This is a genomic window from Candidatus Binatia bacterium (assembly GCA_029243485.1).
Lineage (GTDB): Bacteria > Desulfobacterota > Binatia > UBA12015 > UBA12015 > VGTG01.
Window position 1 is genome coordinate 20,017 of record JAQWRY010000053.1, and the last position, 18,309, is coordinate 38,325.

Consider the following 18,309-nt stretch of genomic DNA (forward strand, 5'->3'; position numbering starts at 1 on the left):
TGCCTACTCCGCAGTCCCCTCATCGGCCATGGCCTCCTTCCGGGAGAGACGAATCTTCCCCGACCGGTCGACCTCGAGCACCTTGACTCGCACCGACTCGCCCTCTTTGAGGACGTCGCGCACGTCGCGGATACGCTCCGCGGCGATCTGCGAGATGTGCAGCAACCCATCGGTACCAGGCATGATCTCGACGAAAGCGCCGAAGTCAACGATCTTTCGAACAGTGCCAGGATAGATCCGCCCGACCTCGGCCTCGGCCGTGATCATCTGGATCTTCTCGACCGCCATCTTCATCGAAGCGCCATCGGCCGAAGCGACCTGCACGGTGCCGTCGTCGGAGACGTCGATGCTACAGCCCGTCTCCTCGACGAGACCACGAATCACCTTGCCACCAGGGCCGATGACGTCGCGGATCTTGTCCGTGTTGATCTTGAGGGTGGTAATGCGCGGAGCATAGTCCGACATCTCATCGCGCGGCTTCTCGATCTCCTTGGCCATCTCGCCGAGGATGTGGAGACGCCCGTCGCGAGCCTGCTCGAGAGCAGCCTTCATCACGTCGCGGCTGACGCCCGCGATCTTGATGTCCATCTGCAGAGCAGTGATACCCTCTGCCGTACCGGCGACCTTGAAGTCCATGTCGCCGAGATGATCCTCGTCACCGAGGATGTCGGACAGGACGGCGACGTCGTCGCCTTCCTTGATCAGGCCCATCGCAATACCGGCGACAGGGGCCGCCAGAGGCACGCCAGCGTCGAGCATCGACAGCGAACCGCCACAGACGGTGGCCATCGACGACGAACCATTCGACTCGAGAACCTCCGAGACGATTCGGATCACGTACGGGAACGAATCGCCTTCCGGCAGAACCGGGGTGAGGGCTCGCTCTGCGAGTGCACCGTGACCGACATCGCGGCGGCTGGGGCCGCGAAGGAACTTCGTCTCCCCGACGCTGTACGGCGGGAAGTTGTAGTGCAACAGGAAGCGCTTCTTGTACTGCCCGAGAAGCGCGTCTACCCGCTGCTCGTCCGAGGACGTGCCGAGGGTCGCGGTGACGAGAGCCTGCGTCTCACCGCGCTGGAACACGGCCGAGCCGTGCACGCGCGGGAGCAGCTTTGTCTCACACTCGATCGGACGGACCGTCGTGAGGTCACGACCATCGAGGCGAAGCTTCTGCTTCACGATGCGCTCGCGGACGAGCTCGGCCTTGAGATCACCGAACGCGCCGGAGATCGCCTTGCCGTCATCCGGGAACTTCTCGGCGAGAGCGGCCTTCACTTCGGCCTTCGCGGCATCGAACTTCGCATAACGCTCGATCTTCGCCGGCTCGTCGAGACCCGCCTGCATGAGCTTCGTCGCAACCTTGCGAACGGCCTTCACCAGCGGCTCGTTGACGACCGCCTCAGGAGCCTCGCGCTTGGCCTTGCCAATCGCCTTCTGAAGCTCGTGCTGCATCTTCAGAATCGGCTGCAGACCATCGTGCGCGAAGTACAGCGCCTCGAGCATGATGTCGTCCGCAACGACCTTGGCGCCGCCCTCGACCATGACGAGAGCGTCCTTGCTACCGGCGACGAGGAGATTGATGTCGCTCGCCTCGGCCTGCTCGGCCGTTGGGTTCAGGCAAAGCTTGCCGTCGACGCGGCCCACACGAATGCCCGCAATCGGACCGTCGAACGGGATGTCGGAGATCGAGAGCGCCGCCGAAGCGCCGCAGAGTGCAACGAAATCGGGGTCGTTGTCCTTCTCGGCCGACAGGACGGTCGCGATGACCTGAATCTCACTGCGCCACGTCTGCGGGAACAGCGGACGGATCGGGCGATCGATGAGGCGAGACGTGAGAGTCTCCCTGTCCGAAAGCCGACCTTCACGCTTGAAGAAGCCACCCGGGATCTTACCGGCGGCGTAGGTCTTCTCTTGATAATCAACGGTCAGCGGCAGGAAATCCACACTGTCGCGTACCGACGTCGAGGCCGTCGCGGTGACGAGCACCACGGTGTCGCCGTAGCGACACAATGCCGCACCACCGGCCTGCTTGGCCAAGCGGCCCGCCTCGATCGAGAACGGACGTCCAGCCAAGTCCAATTCAACTACCTTTTGCATACATCTCTCCCCCGGTGGACGTCACGTGCGCCTTTACCGAGTCCGGGAGCCGGCCGCTTGCTCATGCGGCGCGGGCCCTACGCGTTAGCGGCGCAGGCCCAGGCGCTCAATGAGCTTCTTGTAACGCGCCAGGTCTTCCCGCTTGAGGTAGTCGAGGAGACGACGTCTCTGCTGGACGAGCTTGATCAGTCCTCGACGCGAATGATTATCCTTCGCGTGGGTCTTGAAATGCTCGGTCAGCCCTGAAATCCGCTCGCTCAACAAAGCGACCTGAACTTCAGATGATCCGGTATCCGTCTCGTGTGCGCGGTAGCTGTCAATCAGCTCGCGCGTGCGCGTCGCGGCCAAAGCCACAGTTCTTCCTCCATCTGTCGATTCTGTCGTGAATTCCGTAACATCGGGATCACGCCCTGTAAAGTTCGCTTGCCTCGGGCATGACGACTCGACGTAGGCGCCATGTCCCTTCTTGTGACTCGAGCACCGCGAGAAGGCCGCCGTTGGGGGCGATGACCGCCCCCAGGGCCTCCTCTGCAGCTGGTTTCTCGAGTCGGTCCAATACATAGCGTTGCCCGGCGGCAATCGCGAAGGCGGTTTTGCCATCCACCGCAAACTCCCTGCACCCCCGCAGGGCCTCACGGGGCGCCAGCACGGGCAAATCGCCCGGCTCGCGTTCGAGAACTGAATCCAACTCCGCGGACTCCTCGATTTGAAAACAGCCGAATTCCGTCCGTCGAAGGCTGGCGAGGCTACCGAGGGTTCCCAGCGCCTTGCCCAAATCCGAGGCCAGCACCCGAACATAGGTCCCCTTGGAGCAGCGGACCTCGAAATCGAGTTCTCCCGGCGTCTCACACGGCTCGACCCGGAACCGCTCCAGGTGGATCGGTCGCGCCTCTCGCTCGACCTCCACGCCCTGGCGCGCCAGTTCGTATAGCCGCTTTCCGCCCTTCTTCACGGCAGAGTACATGGGCGGGATCTGCTCGGAGTCGCCGAGAAAGGTCTCCGCGACCTCTGCCACGCGCTCAGCGGTGAATTCCGGGACCTCAGCCTCGGCCACCGTCTTGCCGGTCACGTCGAGGGTGTCGGTCTCCAGGCCCAGGCGGATCCGTCCGGTGTAGGCCTTGTGCTCGGCGCCGAGAAACTGCGCGATTCTCGTCCCGCCGTCGATACAGAGTGGCAAGAGGCCCGTCGCCATGGGGTCGAGTGTCCCCAGATGGCCCACGCTCGACGGCCGATGGCGGCGCTTCACCGCGCGGACGACGTCTGCCGAGGTGCAACCACTCGGCTTGTCGATCAAGAGAATCCCGTCGGGCACTAGTCCGTCTTTTCGTCGTTCAGAGATCGTAGGAGGGAGTCGATGTGGCGGGCTTCGTCGAGTTCTTCGTCGTACAAGAACTGGAGCTCCGGTGTGACACGAAGCTCCAGGTCCTTCGCGAGGCGGCGCCGCAGGTATGGGACCACGCGTCCCAGCGCCTCGGTCGCCTCGGTTGGGTCCCCCTGCTCTTTTGAGAGCAGCGCGAAATACACCCGGGCCTGCCGAAGATCCGGGGTGACCTTCACTCGGGTGATGTTGGCGGCGGCCGCACGTTGGTCGCGGATGTCCTGTACGAGGATCTGGCCGATCACTCGTTGGATCTCGCTCGCGACACGTTCGGCGCGACGGCTGGGCGTACCGCCCGCCGCCACGGCGTCCGCTTCCGCGCGCCGTCGGCGATCACGCTTCAAACAGGAACCGCTTTCCTGGAACCGATCGAACTCAGGCCGGCAGCAGAGCCGACGCGCCGCCCATCTCAGGCGACACTGGCGGCACTCGGCTGATTGCCACTGGGTGACGGCGGCGGGAGCTTACGCGCGACTTCCTCAAGCTCGTAGACCTCGATGACGTCGCCCGGTTTCAGATCGTTGAAGCCTTCGAGCCCGATACCGCACTCGTACCCCGACGCCACTTCGCGGACATCATCCTTGAAGCGCCGCAGGCTGCCGATCTTGCCCTCGTGGACGACCGCGTGGTCCCGCAGCAGGCGCGCGAGGCCCCCGCGCAGGATCTTGCCGTCGTTGACCGAAGACCCGGCAATGACTCCGGCGCCGCTGACACCAAAGATCTCGCGAACCTCCGCACGACCGACGGTGCGCTCGCGCACCGCAGGAGAGAGCATGCCTTCCAGGGCATCTCGAACCTGATTGATCGCGTCGTAAATGATCGTGTACAGGCGCAAATCGACGCCTTCGCGCTCCGCGAGCTTCCCGGCCTTCGGCTCGGGTCGGACGTTGAAGCCGATGATGACGGCGTTCGACGCAGACGCCAGCAAGACGTCCGATTCGGTGATGCCGCCGACTGAGGCGTGGATCGTCGAGACCTTCACCTCTTCGTTCGCCAATCGAGTGAACGCGTCGGTGAGGGCATCGATGGAACCCTGTACGTCCACCTTCAGGACCACGCGAAGCTCCTTCGCGGCATCCGATTCGAGCTGCTTGTAAAGATCGTCCAGCGAAACCTTCGCCGGCTTCGAGAGCTCGGCTTGACGCTGCTTGTCCGAGCGGTGTTCGGCGACCTGGCGTGCAGTTGCGTCGTCGGCGACGCCGGCGAATGAATCGCCCGCCGCGGGCACGCCGCTCAGGCCAAGAATTGAGACAGGCGTAGAGGGGCCGGCTTCCTTCACAGGCCTGCCCTGCCAATCCAGCATGGCGCGGAGTCGACCGTGCTGTAGGCCGACCACGAACGGGTCGCCGGCGCGCAGCGTGCCTTCTTGGATGAGAACCGTCGCGACCGGGCCGCGACCACGATCGAGCTTGGCTTCGACGACCGAGCCGCGTGCACGAATTTCGGGGTTCGCCTTCAGGTCCATCAAATCGGCCTGGAGGAGCACCATCTCGAGAAGTTGATCAACACCCTCGCCCGTCTTCGCCGAGACGGGCACGAACGTGGTGTCACCGCCCCAGTCTTCGGGAACGAGGCCGTTGTCGGACAGACCTTGCTTCACCTTCTCGAGGTCGGCATCGGGACGATCGATCTTGTTGACCGCGACGATGACTGGCACTTCCGCCGCACGAGAGTGATTGATGGCCTCGACGGTCTGCGGCATCACGCCGTCGTCCGCCGCCACGACCAAGATGACGATGTCGGTCACCTTGGCACCACGGGCGCGCATTGAAGTGAACGCTTCGTGGCCGGGGGTGTCGAGAAACGCGATACGGCGGCCGTTCACGTCGGCGGTATAGGCGCCCATGTGCTGCGTGATGCCGCCCGCTTCGCCGTCCGCGACGCGTGCTTCGCGAATGTAGTCGAGCAGCGAGGTCTTGCCGTGATCGACGTGGCCCATCACCGTCACGACCGGATCGCGCGGCCCCGACTCGCCCTTGGTTTCCTCGGCCGCGGTGCCTTCGATCTCTTTTTCGGCGTCGAAGGCGACGTTTTCCACGGTGTACTCGAACTCGGACGCGACGAGCGTCGCATGATCCGCATCGAGGAAGTGGTTCATCGTGGCCATCACGCCCATTTCCATGAGCTTCTTGATGACCTCGCCGGCCTTCAGTCCCATCGCCTTGGCGAGTTCGCCGACCGTAATGCCTTCGGAAATCCGGACCTGACGCTTGCGGGCCGACGGCGTGGTGATCTCGGTCCGACGCTGCTCCTTGCCGGGCGCCGCGCGCTTCTTCTGCGGCTTGCGGCCCATGCGGCCGCCCTTGCGCTCGCTGAACGGATCGAACTGACCCGGCTTGCGAATGACCTTCTTGCCCTTGCGACGGCGGGGGGTGTCGTCGGTTCCGGTCCCAGGCGTGGCTACGCCCGTGGGCGCCGCACCGCCCGGGCCGGGTCGGCTGGGGCGCGGCGGCGGCTCGGCCTTTTTCAGGTCGATCTTGCCGAGGACCTGCACGCGGCGCATGCCGTCATCCAGGCTCGGCGCCGTCGGATCGATCCGCGGCGCGACCGTCCTCGTCTGACGCGCCGGCGTAGTCGCTGCTGGCTCGGGCTCGATCGCAATCTCCGTCGCCGAGGCTTCGGCGACGGCTTCGGCTGGCACCTCCGCGGGAGGAGCCTCTTTGGGCGCCTCTGCAGGGTCGGCGTCGGCTACGACTTCGACCGGAGCTTCCGGAGCTTCCGGAGCTTCCGGAGCAGACTCTTCGACTACCGGCTTCTCGGGCTCCGGCAGATCTAGGAGCGCCGCGTCGTCGTCGGCCGACGAATCGTCGCCGAGCATCGGCGCAGCCTCCGCCTCGGGCGGCAGCAGGCCATCGTCCGCAGGTGTCTCCAACGGTGCGGGCGGCATTTCCGGGAGGTCGAGCAGACTTCCGTCGTCGAGATTGCCGGCGTCGGTCGCCGAGATCTCTTTGCGCTCGATGACCTCCACCTTCTTGCGGCGGCGGCGGATCACGTTCGTGCCCACCCGCGCTTCAACGATCCGCTCGCGGGTCGTTACCTCGCCTTCGGAGTCACGCTCGGTGACGACCCGTTCCCCGACGACACGCTCGTCGCCCACTCGGATCGAAGCATCCGAACCGCGTCCAACGGCGGTCTGCACACGACCGAGGTCGGCGTCCGCAAGACTGCTCTGCGAACGCTTCCCGGTGATGCCCAGCTCCGCGATTCTGGCGAGGAGCTCCTTGGTAGGTAGCCCCCATTCCTTCGCCAGTTCGTGGATCCTCTTGGCCATAGTACTTCGGTCCCTCTCCGGTTCATCCGCTCAGGAGATCTCGGCCGTTGCGACGAGAGCCTCACGGGCATCACGCGCAATGCGGGCGCGCAGCCCCGGCACGAGTTTTTTACGCGCAACGAACTTCGTCGCGCAGTCCCCCGACGGGTGCAGATAGCTACCTCGACCACCCGCCCGTCGCCACTCCAAGCTACCATTGCCCACAAGGCCGAACCGGCGCATGTGGTCCTTCGGCGCACGTCCACCGCAGCCCGCACAGGTGCGGACCGGCGCGGGGCGCGTGTGGCGCCTATGCAGGCCTCCGATCAAGCCTTGTCCCCTTCGGCCGGCGGGGTCTCTTCGGCCGCCGCAGTGGCCTCTTCGGCCGGCGGAGTCTCTTGTGCAGCCACGGCCGCCTCGTCGGCCGCTGGTGCGGCCTCATCGTCCAAGACGACGCCCGAGTCGTCCGCGGCCGGGTCGCCTTCCAGGGCGAGCCCTTCCTCGAGCGCGCGTGTCGCCTCGGCCTCGGCTTCGGCCTTCGCGAGGGCATCGGCTTCCGCCTTCGCGATTGCCTCGGCTTCGGCTCGCACCGCCGCCTCGGCTTCGAGCACCTTGACCTCCGCTACGTGCGGAATCGCGGCTTCGATGATGGCCGCTGCTCGCTCTGCGTCTAGCCCCTCGACCTCGGCCAGTGCGTCGACCGGGGACAGCGAGATCTCTTCCGCCGACTTGAAGCCGTGCTGCATCAGCAGCTCGGCTGTAACATCACTGACTCCCGGGACACCGGTGAGCGAGGCTCGCGACTGGCGCACTTCCTCGTCGGCCTCGGACTCACCGCGCACGTCGAGACGCCACCCGGTCAGGCGCGAGGCCAACGTGACGTTCTGGCCTTTCTTGCCGATCGCGAGCGACAGCTGGTCATCGGGAACGATGACCTCCATCGAGTGCTCGTCCTCGTCGAGGATGATCTTCGCGACCTTGGCCGGCGCAAGCCCCCGGCAAACGAACTCAGCCGGGTCTTCAGTCCAGTGGATGATGTCGATCTTCTCGCCGCGCAGCTCCTGCACGACCGCCTGCACGCGCGTTCCGCGCATGCCGACGCAGGCGCCGACCGGGTCGACGTCGCGATCGTGGGAGACGACGGCGATCTTCGCGCGACCGCCCGGCTCGCGAACCGCGGCCTTCACCTCGACGATACTCTCGTAGATCTCCGGGACTTCCTGACGGAACAGCTCAATCAGAAGGTTCGGATGTGTGCGGCTCAGGATGATCTGCGGGCCCTTGGCCGTTAGATCGACGTCGTAGATGTAAGCGCGAATCCGGTCACCCTGCCGGTAGCGTTCGCGCGGGATCTGCTCGCGCTCGGGCAGGATCGCATCCGTGCGGCCCAGGTTGACGATGATGTTCTTGCGCTCGAAGCGCTGAACGATGCCGGAGAAGATCTCGCCCTTCCGGTCCTTGAACTCGTTGTAGATGATTTCGCGCTCGGCATCGCGGACCTTCTGGATGATCGCCTGCTTTGCGGCCTGCGCGCCGATCCGACCGAAGTCGCTTCGGGGGAGCTTGGCGAGAAATTCATCGCCGACCTCGGCTTCGGGGTCGTAGCTCTTGCGGGCGGTCTCCAGGGTGATCTCCGAAAGGGGATCGATCACCTCGTCGACGACGCGCTTGATCTCGAAGAGCTCGACCTCGCCGATGTCCTGGTTGTACTGCGCTTCGATCTGGCGTTCGGCGCCCAGCATCTTTCGCGCAGCCTGAACCATCGCGCTCTCGACGGCCTCGATGACCACATCGCGATCGATCTGCTTTTCTTTGCTGACTTGTTCGATGACTCGGCCGAGCGGAAGCTCCATCTTCGTCTCTCAGTCTCGCTCGCCCCGGAGGTCCCGGGCGAAGTCATGCTCGTAGTGGGCGTCGTCGATCAGCCCATACGGGACGGAAAGTCGGCCATGGGAGCGGTCATCGATCTCGATGCCCCCTTCTCCCGCGGAGACCAAGAGGCCTGCGAATCTCTTCGCGCCCTCGATCGCCGTCGTGGTCCGAAGGGCGACTTCCTTGCCACAGAAGCGGTTGAAGTCAGCCGGCTTCTTCAGCGACCGATTCACACCCGGCGAAGAGCATTCGAGCGTGTATTCGACGGGCACGGTGTCGTGCGCATCCAGCAGGTCACTCAGCTCGCGACTCACCTTGGCGAGGTGGTCGACGCTGATGCCGCCCTCACGATCGAGGACGAGGCGAAGGACGTTCCGTCCGCCGCCGGGCGCAAACTCGACGTCGACGAGCTCGAGGCCAAGGGCCTCGGCCACCGGTCGGGCGAGCTCCGCCACCGCTGTAGGTACCTGTTCGCTCAAATTTTCTCCGCTTAACAGCCCAAAAACCGTCTTCCGTCCGCCAAGAGCAGATGGCACAAACAAAAAAAGCGGGCTGGGGGCCCACTTTTCGACAGCCTAGGGTTGGAAACGCTTAGCACGCGCTACGCGGACCGACAACTGCCCGGAATCTGGACGAAAACATAAACCGCCCACTTTTTGGGACAGATTCTCAGTCCTCGAGGTCGTGCAGGGTCTTCAGGTCGAGGATCTCGATGTTCTTTTTGCCGTTCGGTGTGTGAACGACGACCTCGTCGCCGACCGCCTTGTTCAGCAGCGCCTGTCCAATGGGTGAGCTGATCGAAATCGTCGGGGTCCCGCGCTCGACCTCCTCGGGGAAGACGATGTGGTACTCGACCTCGGCCCCGGAGTCGGCATCTTCGACGGTGACCCGGCTCCCGTACGAAGCCCGGTCGAGCGGTATTCTCGCCCGATCGTAGACCGAGAGGTCTCCGATCCGTTCGCGTATCTGAGCCATGCGGGCCCTGACGAGGCCCTGCCGGTTCTTCGCGGCGTCGTATTCCGCGTTCTCCCGCAGGTCTCCGTGGGCGCGAGCCTCCTCGAGGCGCTTGGGGAGTTCCTGGGTCATCTCCACCTGGAGATCTCCCAGCTCCTCCTTGAGCTTCACGATGATCGGTAGCTCTTTCATTACTTCCTCGGGTCAGCTGCCGGAGGCCGTTCGGCCTGCTGCCGCCACATATTCCTGTCCAGAATACGACGATTCCGTGGCGGAGAGCATGCGCTCGACCTCGTCACGGAACGGGATCTCGCCGGTAAGGTACCAGTACATGAGCGATGCCCCCAACCCAACGCCGATCATGAACCGTATCATCAGTCCTCTACCCGGCTCGCGGCCATGTGCACACGATACAAATTCGTTCGCGCGCGCCTCGCGGAGGCGAGCCCCGCCCTATAGGAGCGGAGTGCGAGCCATCCCGTGACCTGGATCGTAGACGTTCTGCTGGCACTTCTCTACCCACCGAGCTGCGTGGCTTGCGACCGCGACCTGCTCCGCGCGGGCCCGCCGCGCTTCTGCGGCGCCTGCCGAGCGTCTCTCGGGAACGTCGTCGATCCCTGCCGGCACTGCGCCGAGCCGGCCGCAGCCCCCATTTGCGATCGCTGCGCGCTGGACTTGCCCCCCTTCCGCAGGACTCTCGCCTGCTCGCCTTACCGGGACGACTCGACCCTGGCGGCCGCGATTGTCCGGTGGAAGTACGACGGCGCGCCCGAGGTCGGCGTTGCGCTCGAGCGCGAGTTCGCCGAGCGGACAGCCTCTGCGGGCCTGTGCTACGACCTCGTCGTGCCGGTCCCGCTGCATCGCTCGAAGCTTAGAAGCCGGGGGTTCAACCAGGCAGCGCTCCTCGCCCGCGCACTCACGCGGCTCGCACCGACTACCGGCCGCTTCGCCCCCGACGTCCTCATTCGCACGAGCGCAGCATCGGTCCAAGCACGGCTGGGACGAGGCGCTCGAAGCCGGAACGCGCGTGCGGCCTTCCGCGCCCGACGGCCGGTCCCCGGAAGAACCATCCTCCTGGTCGACGACGTCTTCACGTCCGGCGCCACTGCCGCGTCCTGCGCCTCCGCTCTCCGCGACGCCGGAGCCAGCCTCGTCGACGTCGCGGTACTGGCACGCACCCCCCGCAGCGGCGCGCGGCCATGACGGAGCGCGCTACCTGGGACCGCCGCTACGAGACCGCTGATCCGCCCGCGCCCCCGTCTCCGTTCGTCGTGGCGCAAGCGACGGCTCTGGCGGCTGCCGGAGCCCCCGGTCGAGCTCTCGACCTCGCCTGCGGCGCCGGCCGCCACGTGAGGTTACTGGCCGACTTGGGGTTCTCCTCGGTCGCGCTGGACTTCTCGCTAGCCGCCGTCGGGCGAGCGGCCAGCGGGCCCGCGTTCGGGGTGGTCGCCGATGCGGGCGCCCTCCCGTTTCGCACGGGTTCGTTCGATCTGATCGTCCAGACCTGCTTCCTCGACCGGGCGCTCTTCCCCACCTTGAGCGCCCTGCTCCGTCCTGGCGGCGTACTGATAGCCGAGACGTTCGCCCTCGCGCAGTTCGAGGCTACCGGCCACCCCCGGCGGGAGTATTGCCTCGGTCCGGGCGAATTCGAACATCTTTGCGAAGCGCCCGAGACAGGCCTCGAGATCACCGCTGCATCGAGTGCAGATCGCGGCGATGAAAAAAAGCCACGGCACCTCTGCGCAATCGCAGCCCGTCGGGCTTGAGTTTCCCTGCCATCGTCCTAATAACAGACAGCCTGTTGGAGGCGCTCACGGGCGGCCCCCCGTTTCTATGAATCTCGGCATCCTCATATCGGGCCGCGGATCGAATCTCAAAGCGATTCTCACCGCGGTCGCCGAACATCGACTAGATGCCACTTCGCGCGTCGTGGTCAGTAACCGCGCCGGTGTGGGCGGTCTCGAGTATGCGCAGAAACGCGACATCCCAACGAGCGTCGTGCCGCACGGCGAGTTCGCGACGCGCGCGCTGTTCGACGAGGCCGTCGTTGAGATCCTTCGTGCGCACGATGTCGACACCGTCGCGCTCGCCGGCTTCGATCGACTCATCACACCGGTTCTCCTCGATGCCTTCCCGGGGCACGTCGTGAACGTGCACCCCGCTCTGCTTCCCTCGTTTCCAGGCCTTCATGCGCAGAGACAAGCCTTGGAGTACGGAGCGCGCGTGACCGGCGTCACCGTACACCTCGTGGACGAGCAGATGGACCACGGCCCCATCCTTGCGCAAGCAGCCGTGCCCGTACTCGACGACGACACTGAAGAGAGCCTCGCTTCGAGGATTCTCGAGGAGGAGCACAGAATCTATCCGCTCGCGCTTCAGCGCCTCGCCGACGGCGCTATCCGCGTTGAGGGCCGCCGGGTCTTGGGAGGCGTCCCATCGACGTAAAGGATCAGCGAAGCTCACCGACCGCAGCCGAGGTACGAGGGCTGCGCGAACGGGGCGAACTCCATCGGGTCATCGATCAGTACGGTGCAATCGACGAGAGTGGCGTCGAGGGTTGGGACGATCTCGACCTCGTGCTCGAACTCGCGCGAACCTATTCGCTCGTCGGCAACGAGGCTCGGGTCGAGCAGTTCTTTCTTCGCTGCGTCGAGCTGAATCCGCGTCGCGCCGCGCTCTATCACTGTCAGATCGGCTGGCACTTCCAGCGCAAGAAGCGGTGGGCGCGCGCGCTCTCGTGGTACGACCGCGCGCTCGAGACCTTCCAGGCCTATCATCTCTGCCTGTTCCGCAAGGGCTACTGCCTCGAACGCCTCCACCGCCCCCGTGCTGCGGTCGATGCGTTCAAGTCCGCCGACGAGTCGTACTCAGCATCTCCACCGGAACAACAAGAGCGCGGCCGTGGGATTCAGATTCAGGTTCTCTTTCACCTGGCGCGCAACCTCCGCGAGGTCGGAGAAACCGAGCGGGCCCGCGCGGCGCTGGACCGCTGCGCCCACCTCGACGACCGGCCGGGCGAGCGTGTCATCCGTAGCGAGCACCGATTGGCGAGCTACGGCGAAACCTACCTGCGCGACGAGAATCACCAAGCCGCCATCCGCTGCCTCGAGGAGGCCCGCGGCCTCGACGCCGGCTCGTCCGTCATCTGGGAGCGGCTCGGCCGCGCGTATGAACGCAGCGATCGCCTCGAAGATGCCGAGGCCGCGCTTCGCCGATCGACAGAGCTCCCCAAGGGAGAGGTCGCGTTGGTCGCGCTCGGTTCGTTCCTGCGCCGCGCCGGCCGAGTGACCGAGGCTGCCCAGGTTCTGGCCAGCGCGCTCGAGCGTCACCCGCGAGGTGAAGTCCAGATCCGCATGGAGTTCGCCGAGCTCCAGATCGCACTCAACCGTCCGCGCTCGGCACTCGAAGAGCTCGAACGACTCGCCGGGGGACGCGTCCCTCCGGGGTCGACCCTGGCCGCCGCGGTAGAGTCGCGCATCGCGGAAGTGCTGATCCAGCACGGACAGCTCTCGCGTGCCCTCCCGTACCTACGCTCCGCGGCCGAACAAGAAGCTGCGGGCGAAGTGGAGCGTGCCCGTTTGGATGCCCTCCTTGCGCGCATCGAATCTCCCCAGGGGCAGCCGACGGCGACCGAGAGCGTCGTCGACGAGCCGCTGCCCGACGAGCTCGCACGAGTGCTCGGTCGTGAGCGCCCCAGAGTCGAGGGCCGCGTCGCGAGCTACTTCGCAGACCGCGGGTTTGGCTTCATCGCACATGGCGACGGCGGCGAGACGATCTTCTTCCACGTGAGCCACTGCGAGATCCGCGACGGAGAAGCCCTCGCGGCCGGGAACGAAGTGTCGTTCGTGGTCGGTCTGAACCAGCGGAACCGCCGACCCCAGGCCGAGAAGGTCCGGCTGCGCGCGGCGGCGCAGTAGCGCTACCGGACCGCGCGGTACAGCCGCGCCAAACGGTCTGGCGAGACGCCCACGAAGTATGCGAACCGAAGCCACCACATCAGGGTGATCGTCCGAAGGACGCCTCGCGTCTCCCAACGCCGTCCGGACGTACTCACCTTCGCGCGGAGACTCGCGATCGGCCCCTCATCCTTCAGGCGCTTGCTGAGTGCGAGGTCCTCCATCACAGGAATGGCCTCGAACCCGCCGACGGCCTCGAACACGGCGCGCCGCACGAAGATCGCCTGATCCCCGGTGTAGAGGCGGCTCCAGCGCGATCGCCGATTCATCGCAGCCGCGACAACGCGAAGCATCGCACTGGCTCCGCGCAGATCGACGTCGAAACGGCCCGCGACGGCACCCTCATCGAGTGCGGCACAGACCTGATCGTGCCAGTCCGCGGGCAACCACGTGTCCGCGTGAAGGAAGATCAAGGCATTCCCGGTGGTCGACTCGGCCCCCACGTTCATCTGGTTCGCGCGGCCCCGTGTCGCCTGGACCACCCGGACCCCCAGCGCCTCGGTGCGCGCCACCGTGTCGTCCGCGCTCCCGCCGTCGACCACGACGATCTCATGCGTTCCCGCCGGCCCCACGCTGCGCAGCGCCGCCTCGATCTCGTGCGCTTCCTCGAGCGCAGGTACCACGACGGAAACCGACCACGGGCCGGTCGGCGTCATCGCGCGTCCGCGGCGACTGCCGCCGCTTCCTTCGCGCCGGCCCCGACGAGCTCGGTCACCGAGTTGCAGCCCCGCCGCGCCAGCTCGCGATCGAGCTGGATGGCGAGGCGTCGCGCTAGGAGCGGGCCTTCGTAGATCATCCCGGTGTAGAGCGAGACGAGATCGGCGCCCGCGTCGAGCTTCGCGATGACGTCCTCCACCGTGAAGATGCCGCCGATCCCGATGATCGGTACGTCGGGCCCGACGACGAAGCGGATCCGCGAGAGGATTCGAGTCGACCGCTCGCGCAGCGGTGCCCCCGAAAGACCACCGACCTCGGCGCGCAGCGGACTCGCGATGCCCTCGCGAGACAGGGTCGTGTTGGTCGCGATGAAGCCTTCCGCGCCCGCCGACAGTGCGGCGGCGCAGATTTCGGGAACGCCGTCCTCGGCGAGATCCGGCGAGAGCTTCACCAGGACCTTCGGGCAACTCACGCCGAGCCCCAGCAGTTTGAGCTCGCCGCATACCGCCTCGACGAGCTTGGCGAGACGCGTCGGCTCCTGCAGATCCCGCAGTCCGGGAGTATTGGGGGAACTCACGTTTACCGCGACGTAGTCCGCGTAGCGGCCGAGTCGGCGGGTAGACTCGCGGTAGTCCAGAAGTTCCTTTTCCGGATCGCCGACGTGCACGCGAGAACTGCCGACGTTGATTCCGACCGGAGCGCGGGGTCGCGCGTGCAGGCTTGCGTTCAACCGGGCCTCGACGGCCGTCGCCCCTTGGTTGTTGAACCCGAGCCGGTTCACGACCGCCTCGTCTTCGGGCAGCCGGAACAAACGTGGCGAGGGATTCCCCGGCTGGGCGAGTGCGGTGACGGTTCCCAGTTCGGCGAAGCCGAAACCCAGAGCAGGCCACAGATGGCTCGCGACCGCGTTCTTGTCGAAGCCCGCGGCGAGGCCGATTGGGTTCGGAAAGGTCAATCCGAGGAGGCGCCTCTCCAGGCGAGAGCTCGTCGGCGGAGCGGCGCGCAGGCCCGCACGTGCAGCCCAACCCAAGGCCGTTCCCGCGACGCTTGAGAGGCGGACCGCCTGACGATGCGCCTCTTCCGCTCCGAGCCCGAAGAGCAGCGGACGAATCCGCGCGTACAGGGACTCGCTCACTCGCTCAGCAGCGGATCCAGTTGTCCGCGACTCTCGAGCGCCGCGAGTTCGTCGTAGCCGCCGATGGACTCGTCGCCGATGAAGATCTGCGGCACCGTGCGCTGCCCGGTGACGTCCGCCAGTCGCGCCCGCTCCTCGAAGTCGCCGGCGACGTCGACTTCAGTGAATGCGACGCCTTTTTCTGCGAGAAGATCCTTCGCAGCGTGACAGTAGGGGCAGTAGGGCGTGGTGTAGATTTTGACCGCGGACATCCTGCCTTTTTCCTAGAGGTTGGCCCCACCTGCGGCAAATAGGAGACGACGTGAAGGATTTCGACGATCTGGTGGCGGTCATGGCCCGCCTGCGAGCCCCCGACGGCTGCCCCTGGGACCGGGAGCAGACGCACTCCTCCATCCGGAAGTACGTGATCGAGGAGGCCTACGAGGTGGCCGAAGCGATCGACCAGGGTGACCCGAACGAGCTCTGCACCGAGCTCGGTGACCTGCTCCTTCAGGTGGTCTTCCACGCCCGGATGGCCGAGGAGGCCGGCACATTTGCCGTCGCGGACGTTTGTCAGGCGGTCGTCCAGAAGCTCGAGAGGCGTCATCCCCACGTCTTCGGCGACGTCGGGGTAAGGGATTCCGCCGAGGTGTCCACGAACTGGGAAGTCATCAAGGCCGCCGAACGTGGGCCCGGCGCCTCGGCCATCGACGGGGTTCCAAAGGCCCTACCCGCCCTTCAGCGGGCGGAACGAGTCTCGGAGAAGGCGTCCCGCACAGGCTTCGACTGGCCGGGTCCGGCCGAGGTTCTGGAGAAGCTGGACGAGGAGCGGGCGGAGCTCGCGGAGGCCCTCGCCGGGGGCGATCCCGAGAGAATCGGCGACGAGCTCGGGGACGTCCTATTCACGGTGGCCAACCTCGCCCGGAAGCTCGAACGGGAGCCGGAGTTGGCCCTCAGCCGGGCCGTCGACCGGTTCGAGCAACGATTCCGGCAAGTGGAATCGACCGCACGCGAAGCGCGCGAAGACCTAGGGGCCCTTGCCCCCGAGGCCCTGGAGGCCCGCTGGCAGGCTGCAAAAAGAACCCTCGCAGGCGGTCAGACGGATTGACCCGGGCGCGCCCGATCGTTAGGGAACGCGGGATCAGGCGAGGAATCTAATGGCGAATCACCCATCAGCGATCAAACGGCACCGTCAGTCCATCAAGCGCGCAGCCCGGAATCAGGCGATCCGGACCAACGTGCGGACTTCGGTGAAAAAGGTGCGCGCCCTCGTCCAGTCGGGCGACAAGGCGGCCGCGACCGAAGCGGTCATCCAGGTACAGCGCACACTGGACAAGGCTGTCTCGAAGGGTGTTCTGCATCGCAAGAACGCCTCTCGCCGAGCCGCTCGCCTCGCGCGTCACGTCGACGCGTTGAGCTGAAGCAGCATCCTCTCCAAACCCGCGGCAGGGTCTCCATGCCCGGTCTTGGCGGCGACGTCGACCTGACCGAGCTGGCGTAGCGCACGAACCAGCTCCCCCCGGCGGAAGTTCCGCGCCCGCGGGACTACGAAGTAGCCGCGACCGCCGCCGAAGGCCTTCATCGCGGCTGATTCGTCGAGCCCCGAATCCAGGAGCGCCCGGGCACGCAGCAACGCACGGAGCGCGCCCGCCAGCTGCCCCACGATCATTTCTGGTCGCTCTCCCTGCGCGAGCGACCTGCGAAGCTCCGCGATCGCACGACCGATGCGCCGCTCACGCAGCGCCCCCTCGAGCGCGAAGGCGGTGAGAGCGCGCTCGCCTCCGAGGCTCTCGAGAACCTGCCTCGGCTCGACCTTGTTGTCGCCGAACCGCAGCGAGAGCTTCTCGAGCTCGTTCACCATCCGCGACGTATCGTCTTGGATGAAGTCCACGAAGACGGCCAGTGCCTCACGGGTCAACTGAACCGAGCGCTCCTTCGCGAGGCCGGCCGCCGCATCGATCAGCTCGCCCCGCGCACGGCTTCCGTCGCGTTTGGAACCCATCCCGAGCATCTCGACGTCGCCCTGCTTCTTCAGTGCCGCAAAGAGGGTCTTCCGCATGTCCGGCGCTTCGCTGACCACGACGAAACGGGTCTGGGGAGGGATGTCGTCCAGCAGCGCCGCGACGCCCTTCTGGACGTCTTCTCTGAGCTTCTCCGGCTGCCGCAGCGCGACGAACCGGGTGCCCATGAGGGGCAGGGTCATGACCGCGACGCAGATCGACTCGAGGTCGGTACGGTCCCCGTAGATCGTCTCGGCCGCGCCGAAGGCCGGCGGGTCGCCGACGGCATCCTTCTGAAGCGCGGCGAGTCTTTCTCGGACGAGATACGAATCGCCCGCAAGGAGGAGCGCCTTGGCCGAGTCGCGTTTCGGCTTGGGCTTTGCCTTGGCCTTGGCAGCGCCGCCCTTGGCGGCCGACTGGCGCTTCGTACTCAGAAGTCCTCCACCATCGAGTTGTAGAGATCGCGGGACATGTTCTCCAGAACGCGTTCGATCGCCTCGTCTTTCTGCGATTCGGACAGCTGCACTTCGGTGAGTTGGGCGAGGTTCTGCTGGTTCAACGTGGATTGCTCCTGGAACTGGGAGGACTGAACCACGACGGTCCCTGGCACCGCGCCGAACGAGTCGCTCTCCCGCAGGTTCGCCACCCGCCAGACGAGCGCCTTGCGGCGCGTATCCAGCAGCGAAGCTGAGAGCGTCATGACCGTCTCGTACTGGAGAGCCTCATCCGAGTTCGAGAAGGCGATCGGGCGGGACTGAAGCGACTCAATCACGCCCTCCAAGACCACATCGGCCGTGTCTTCGGAGACCAGCTCGAAGTTCCCGCGGCGCAGGATCTCGTCCTCGAGCGCGTCGCGGACGCCGTTCTCGAGGCCGGGTTCACGGCTCTGATTGGTGAAGGTCGAGACGTAGACGGTGGTTCCGCCGCCCGGGAGTACACTCGCGTCGCCGGGGAAGTGATACCCGCAGCCGACGATTCCGAGCGAAACCACCACTGCCAGCCACCGAACCATCCGTTCCTCCTCGATACGC

Annotated in this window: 20 protein-coding genes; 6 read left to right on the plus strand and 14 right to left on the minus strand. The window is 65.9% G+C overall.

Annotation, left to right across the window (positions count from 1 at the left end):
- Window positions 1-3: 3 nt before the first annotated feature.
- The 9 genes from pnp to P8R42_15355 all read right to left on the minus strand — a co-directional run bounded on the left by pnp (window position 4) and on the right by P8R42_15355 (window position 9,926).
- Window positions 4-2,097: a polyribonucleotide nucleotidyltransferase gene (pnp, locus tag P8R42_15315; protein MDG2305984.1), complete on the minus strand. Its 2,094-nt coding sequence runs from the start codon at window positions 2,095-2,097 to the stop codon at window positions 4-6.
- A gap of 84 nt (window positions 2,098-2,181) precedes the next feature.
- Window positions 2,182-2,451, minus strand: a complete 270-nt coding sequence (gene rpsO / locus P8R42_15320) for a 30S ribosomal protein S15 (GenBank protein ID MDG2305985.1) — start codon at window positions 2,449-2,451, stop codon at window positions 2,182-2,184.
- A 49-nt stretch (window positions 2,452-2,500) separates the two neighbouring features.
- A complete protein-coding gene (gene truB, locus P8R42_15325; protein MDG2305986.1) occupies window positions 2,501-3,409 on the minus strand; it encodes a tRNA pseudouridine(55) synthase TruB in 909 nt (302 codons plus the stop codon).
- On the minus strand, window positions 3,409-3,819 hold the full coding sequence (rbfA, locus tag P8R42_15330) for a 30S ribosome-binding factor RbfA (protein ID MDG2305987.1): 411 nt from the start codon (window positions 3,817-3,819) through the stop codon (window positions 3,409-3,411). Before rbfA ends, truB begins: the two co-directional genes overlap by 1 nt.
- Before the next feature lie 65 nt (window positions 3,820-3,884).
- Window positions 3,885-6,746, minus strand: a complete 2,862-nt coding sequence (gene infB / locus P8R42_15335) for a translation initiation factor IF-2 (protein MDG2305988.1) — start codon at window positions 6,744-6,746, stop codon at window positions 3,885-3,887.
- A 305-nt stretch (window positions 6,747-7,051) separates the two neighbouring features.
- On the minus strand, window positions 7,052-8,578 hold the full coding sequence (gene nusA / locus P8R42_15340; GenBank protein MDG2305989.1) for a transcription termination factor NusA: 1,527 nt from the start codon (window positions 8,576-8,578) through the stop codon (window positions 7,052-7,054).
- 9 nt (window positions 8,579-8,587) lie between these two features.
- Window positions 8,588-9,076, minus strand: coding sequence for a ribosome maturation factor RimP (gene rimP / locus P8R42_15345; protein MDG2305990.1), 489 nt, complete (start codon window positions 9,074-9,076; stop codon window positions 8,588-8,590).
- A gap of 190 nt (window positions 9,077-9,266) precedes the next feature.
- Window positions 9,267-9,743, minus strand: coding sequence for a transcription elongation factor GreA (gene greA, locus P8R42_15350; protein ID MDG2305991.1), 477 nt, complete (start codon window positions 9,741-9,743; stop codon window positions 9,267-9,269).
- Window positions 9,744-9,755: 12 nt separating this feature from the next.
- Window positions 9,756-9,926, minus strand: coding sequence for a hypothetical protein (locus P8R42_15355; GenBank protein ID MDG2305992.1), 171 nt, complete (start codon window positions 9,924-9,926; stop codon window positions 9,756-9,758).
- Between the two features lie 105 nt (window positions 9,927-10,031).
- On the opposite strand from P8R42_15355, the gene P8R42_15360 reads away from it, so the two are divergent.
- From P8R42_15360 to P8R42_15375, 4 genes are all read left to right on the plus strand, one after another.
- Entirely contained in the window at window positions 10,032-10,754 is a 723-nt protein-coding gene (locus P8R42_15360; GenBank protein ID MDG2305993.1) for a phosphoribosyltransferase family protein, read from the plus strand.
- Window positions 10,751-11,317 (plus strand): class I SAM-dependent methyltransferase, encoded by a 567-nt coding sequence (locus P8R42_15365; GenBank protein ID MDG2305994.1) that lies wholly within the window; start codon window positions 10,751-10,753, stop codon window positions 11,315-11,317. The genes P8R42_15360 and P8R42_15365 overlap by 4 nt, the downstream gene beginning before the upstream one ends.
- A gap of 67 nt (window positions 11,318-11,384) precedes the next feature.
- Window positions 11,385-11,996, plus strand: coding sequence for a phosphoribosylglycinamide formyltransferase (gene purN / locus P8R42_15370; GenBank protein MDG2305995.1), 612 nt, complete (start codon window positions 11,385-11,387; stop codon window positions 11,994-11,996).
- Between the two features lie 131 nt (window positions 11,997-12,127).
- Complete coding sequence (locus tag P8R42_15375; protein ID MDG2305996.1) at window positions 12,128-13,468, plus strand: tetratricopeptide repeat protein; 1,341 nt, start codon at window positions 12,128-12,130, stop codon at window positions 13,466-13,468.
- A 2-nt stretch (window positions 13,469-13,470) separates the two neighbouring features.
- On the opposite strand, the gene P8R42_15380 is transcribed toward P8R42_15375, so the two are convergent.
- Genes P8R42_15380 through grxC form a run of 3 tightly spaced genes read right to left on the minus strand, consistent with a single transcriptional unit; the run spans window position 13,471 to window position 15,550 of the window.
- Complete coding sequence (locus P8R42_15380; protein MDG2305997.1) at window positions 13,471-14,163, minus strand: TIGR04283 family arsenosugar biosynthesis glycosyltransferase; 693 nt, start codon at window positions 14,161-14,163, stop codon at window positions 13,471-13,473.
- Window positions 14,160-15,299: a quinone-dependent dihydroorotate dehydrogenase gene (locus P8R42_15385; protein ID MDG2305998.1), complete on the minus strand. Its 1,140-nt coding sequence runs from the start codon at window positions 15,297-15,299 to the stop codon at window positions 14,160-14,162. The genes P8R42_15380 and P8R42_15385 overlap by 4 nt, the downstream gene beginning before the upstream one ends.
- Window positions 15,296-15,550, minus strand: a complete 255-nt coding sequence (grxC, locus tag P8R42_15390) for a glutaredoxin 3 (protein ID MDG2305999.1) — start codon at window positions 15,548-15,550, stop codon at window positions 15,296-15,298. Before grxC ends, P8R42_15385 begins: the two co-directional genes overlap by 4 nt.
- 50 nt (window positions 15,551-15,600) lie before the next feature.
- Between grxC and mazG the strand changes: the two genes are divergently transcribed.
- Window positions 15,601-16,386, plus strand: a complete 786-nt coding sequence (gene mazG / locus P8R42_15395; protein ID MDG2306000.1) for a nucleoside triphosphate pyrophosphohydrolase — start codon at window positions 15,601-15,603, stop codon at window positions 16,384-16,386.
- Window positions 16,387-16,435: 49 nt separating this feature from the next.
- The gene (rpsT, locus tag P8R42_15400) at window positions 16,436-16,699 is read left to right on the plus strand and encodes a 30S ribosomal protein S20 (GenBank protein MDG2306001.1); all 264 of its coding nucleotides are present in this window, start codon (window positions 16,436-16,438) and stop codon (window positions 16,697-16,699) included.
- Here rpsT and holA read toward each other — a convergent pair.
- Window positions 16,678-17,712, minus strand: a complete 1,035-nt coding sequence (gene holA / locus P8R42_15405) for a DNA polymerase III subunit delta (protein ID MDG2306002.1) — start codon at window positions 17,710-17,712, stop codon at window positions 16,678-16,680. The two genes, rpsT and holA, sit on opposite strands and share 22 nt — an antisense overlap.
- A complete protein-coding gene (locus P8R42_15410) occupies window positions 17,709-18,290 on the minus strand; it encodes an LptE family protein (GenBank protein MDG2306003.1) in 582 nt (193 codons plus the stop codon). The genes holA and P8R42_15410 overlap by 4 nt, the downstream gene beginning before the upstream one ends.
- Window positions 18,291-18,309: the final 19 nt, after the last annotated feature.

Bases quoted from the DNA above. Each gene is read 5' to 3' on its own strand.
- P8R42_15410 (MDG2306003.1), bottom strand. From the start codon at position 18,290: ATGGTTCGGTGGCTGGCAGTGGTGGTTTCGCTCGGAATCGTCGGCTGC.
- rpsT (MDG2306001.1), top strand. From the start codon at position 16,436: ATGGCGAATCACCCATCAGCGATCAAACGGCACCGTCAGTCCATCAAG.
- grxC (MDG2305999.1), bottom strand. From the start codon at position 15,550: ATGTCCGCGGTCAAAATCTACACCACGCCCTACTGCCCCTACTGTCAC.
- P8R42_15365 (MDG2305994.1), top strand. From the start codon at position 10,751: ATGACGGAGCGCGCTACCTGGGACCGCCGCTACGAGACCGCTGATCCG.
- P8R42_15355 (MDG2305992.1), bottom strand. From the start codon at position 9,926: ATGATACGGTTCATGATCGGCGTTGGGTTGGGGGCATCGCTCATGTAC.
- nusA (MDG2305989.1), bottom strand. From the start codon at position 8,578: ATGGAGCTTCCGCTCGGCCGAGTCATCGAACAAGTCAGCAAAGAAAAG.
- purN (MDG2305995.1), top strand. From the start codon at position 11,385: ATGAATCTCGGCATCCTCATATCGGGCCGCGGATCGAATCTCAAAGCG.
- P8R42_15380 (MDG2305997.1), bottom strand. From the start codon at position 14,163: ATGACGCCGACCGGCCCGTGGTCGGTTTCCGTCGTGGTACCTGCGCTC.
- pnp (MDG2305984.1), bottom strand. From the start codon at position 2,097: ATGCAAAAGGTAGTTGAATTGGACTTGGCTGGACGTCCGTTCTCGATC.
- greA (MDG2305991.1), bottom strand. From the start codon at position 9,743: ATGAAAGAGCTACCGATCATCGTGAAGCTCAAGGAGGAGCTGGGAGAT.
- infB (MDG2305988.1), bottom strand. From the start codon at position 6,746: ATGGCCAAGAGGATCCACGAACTGGCGAAGGAATGGGGGCTACCTACC.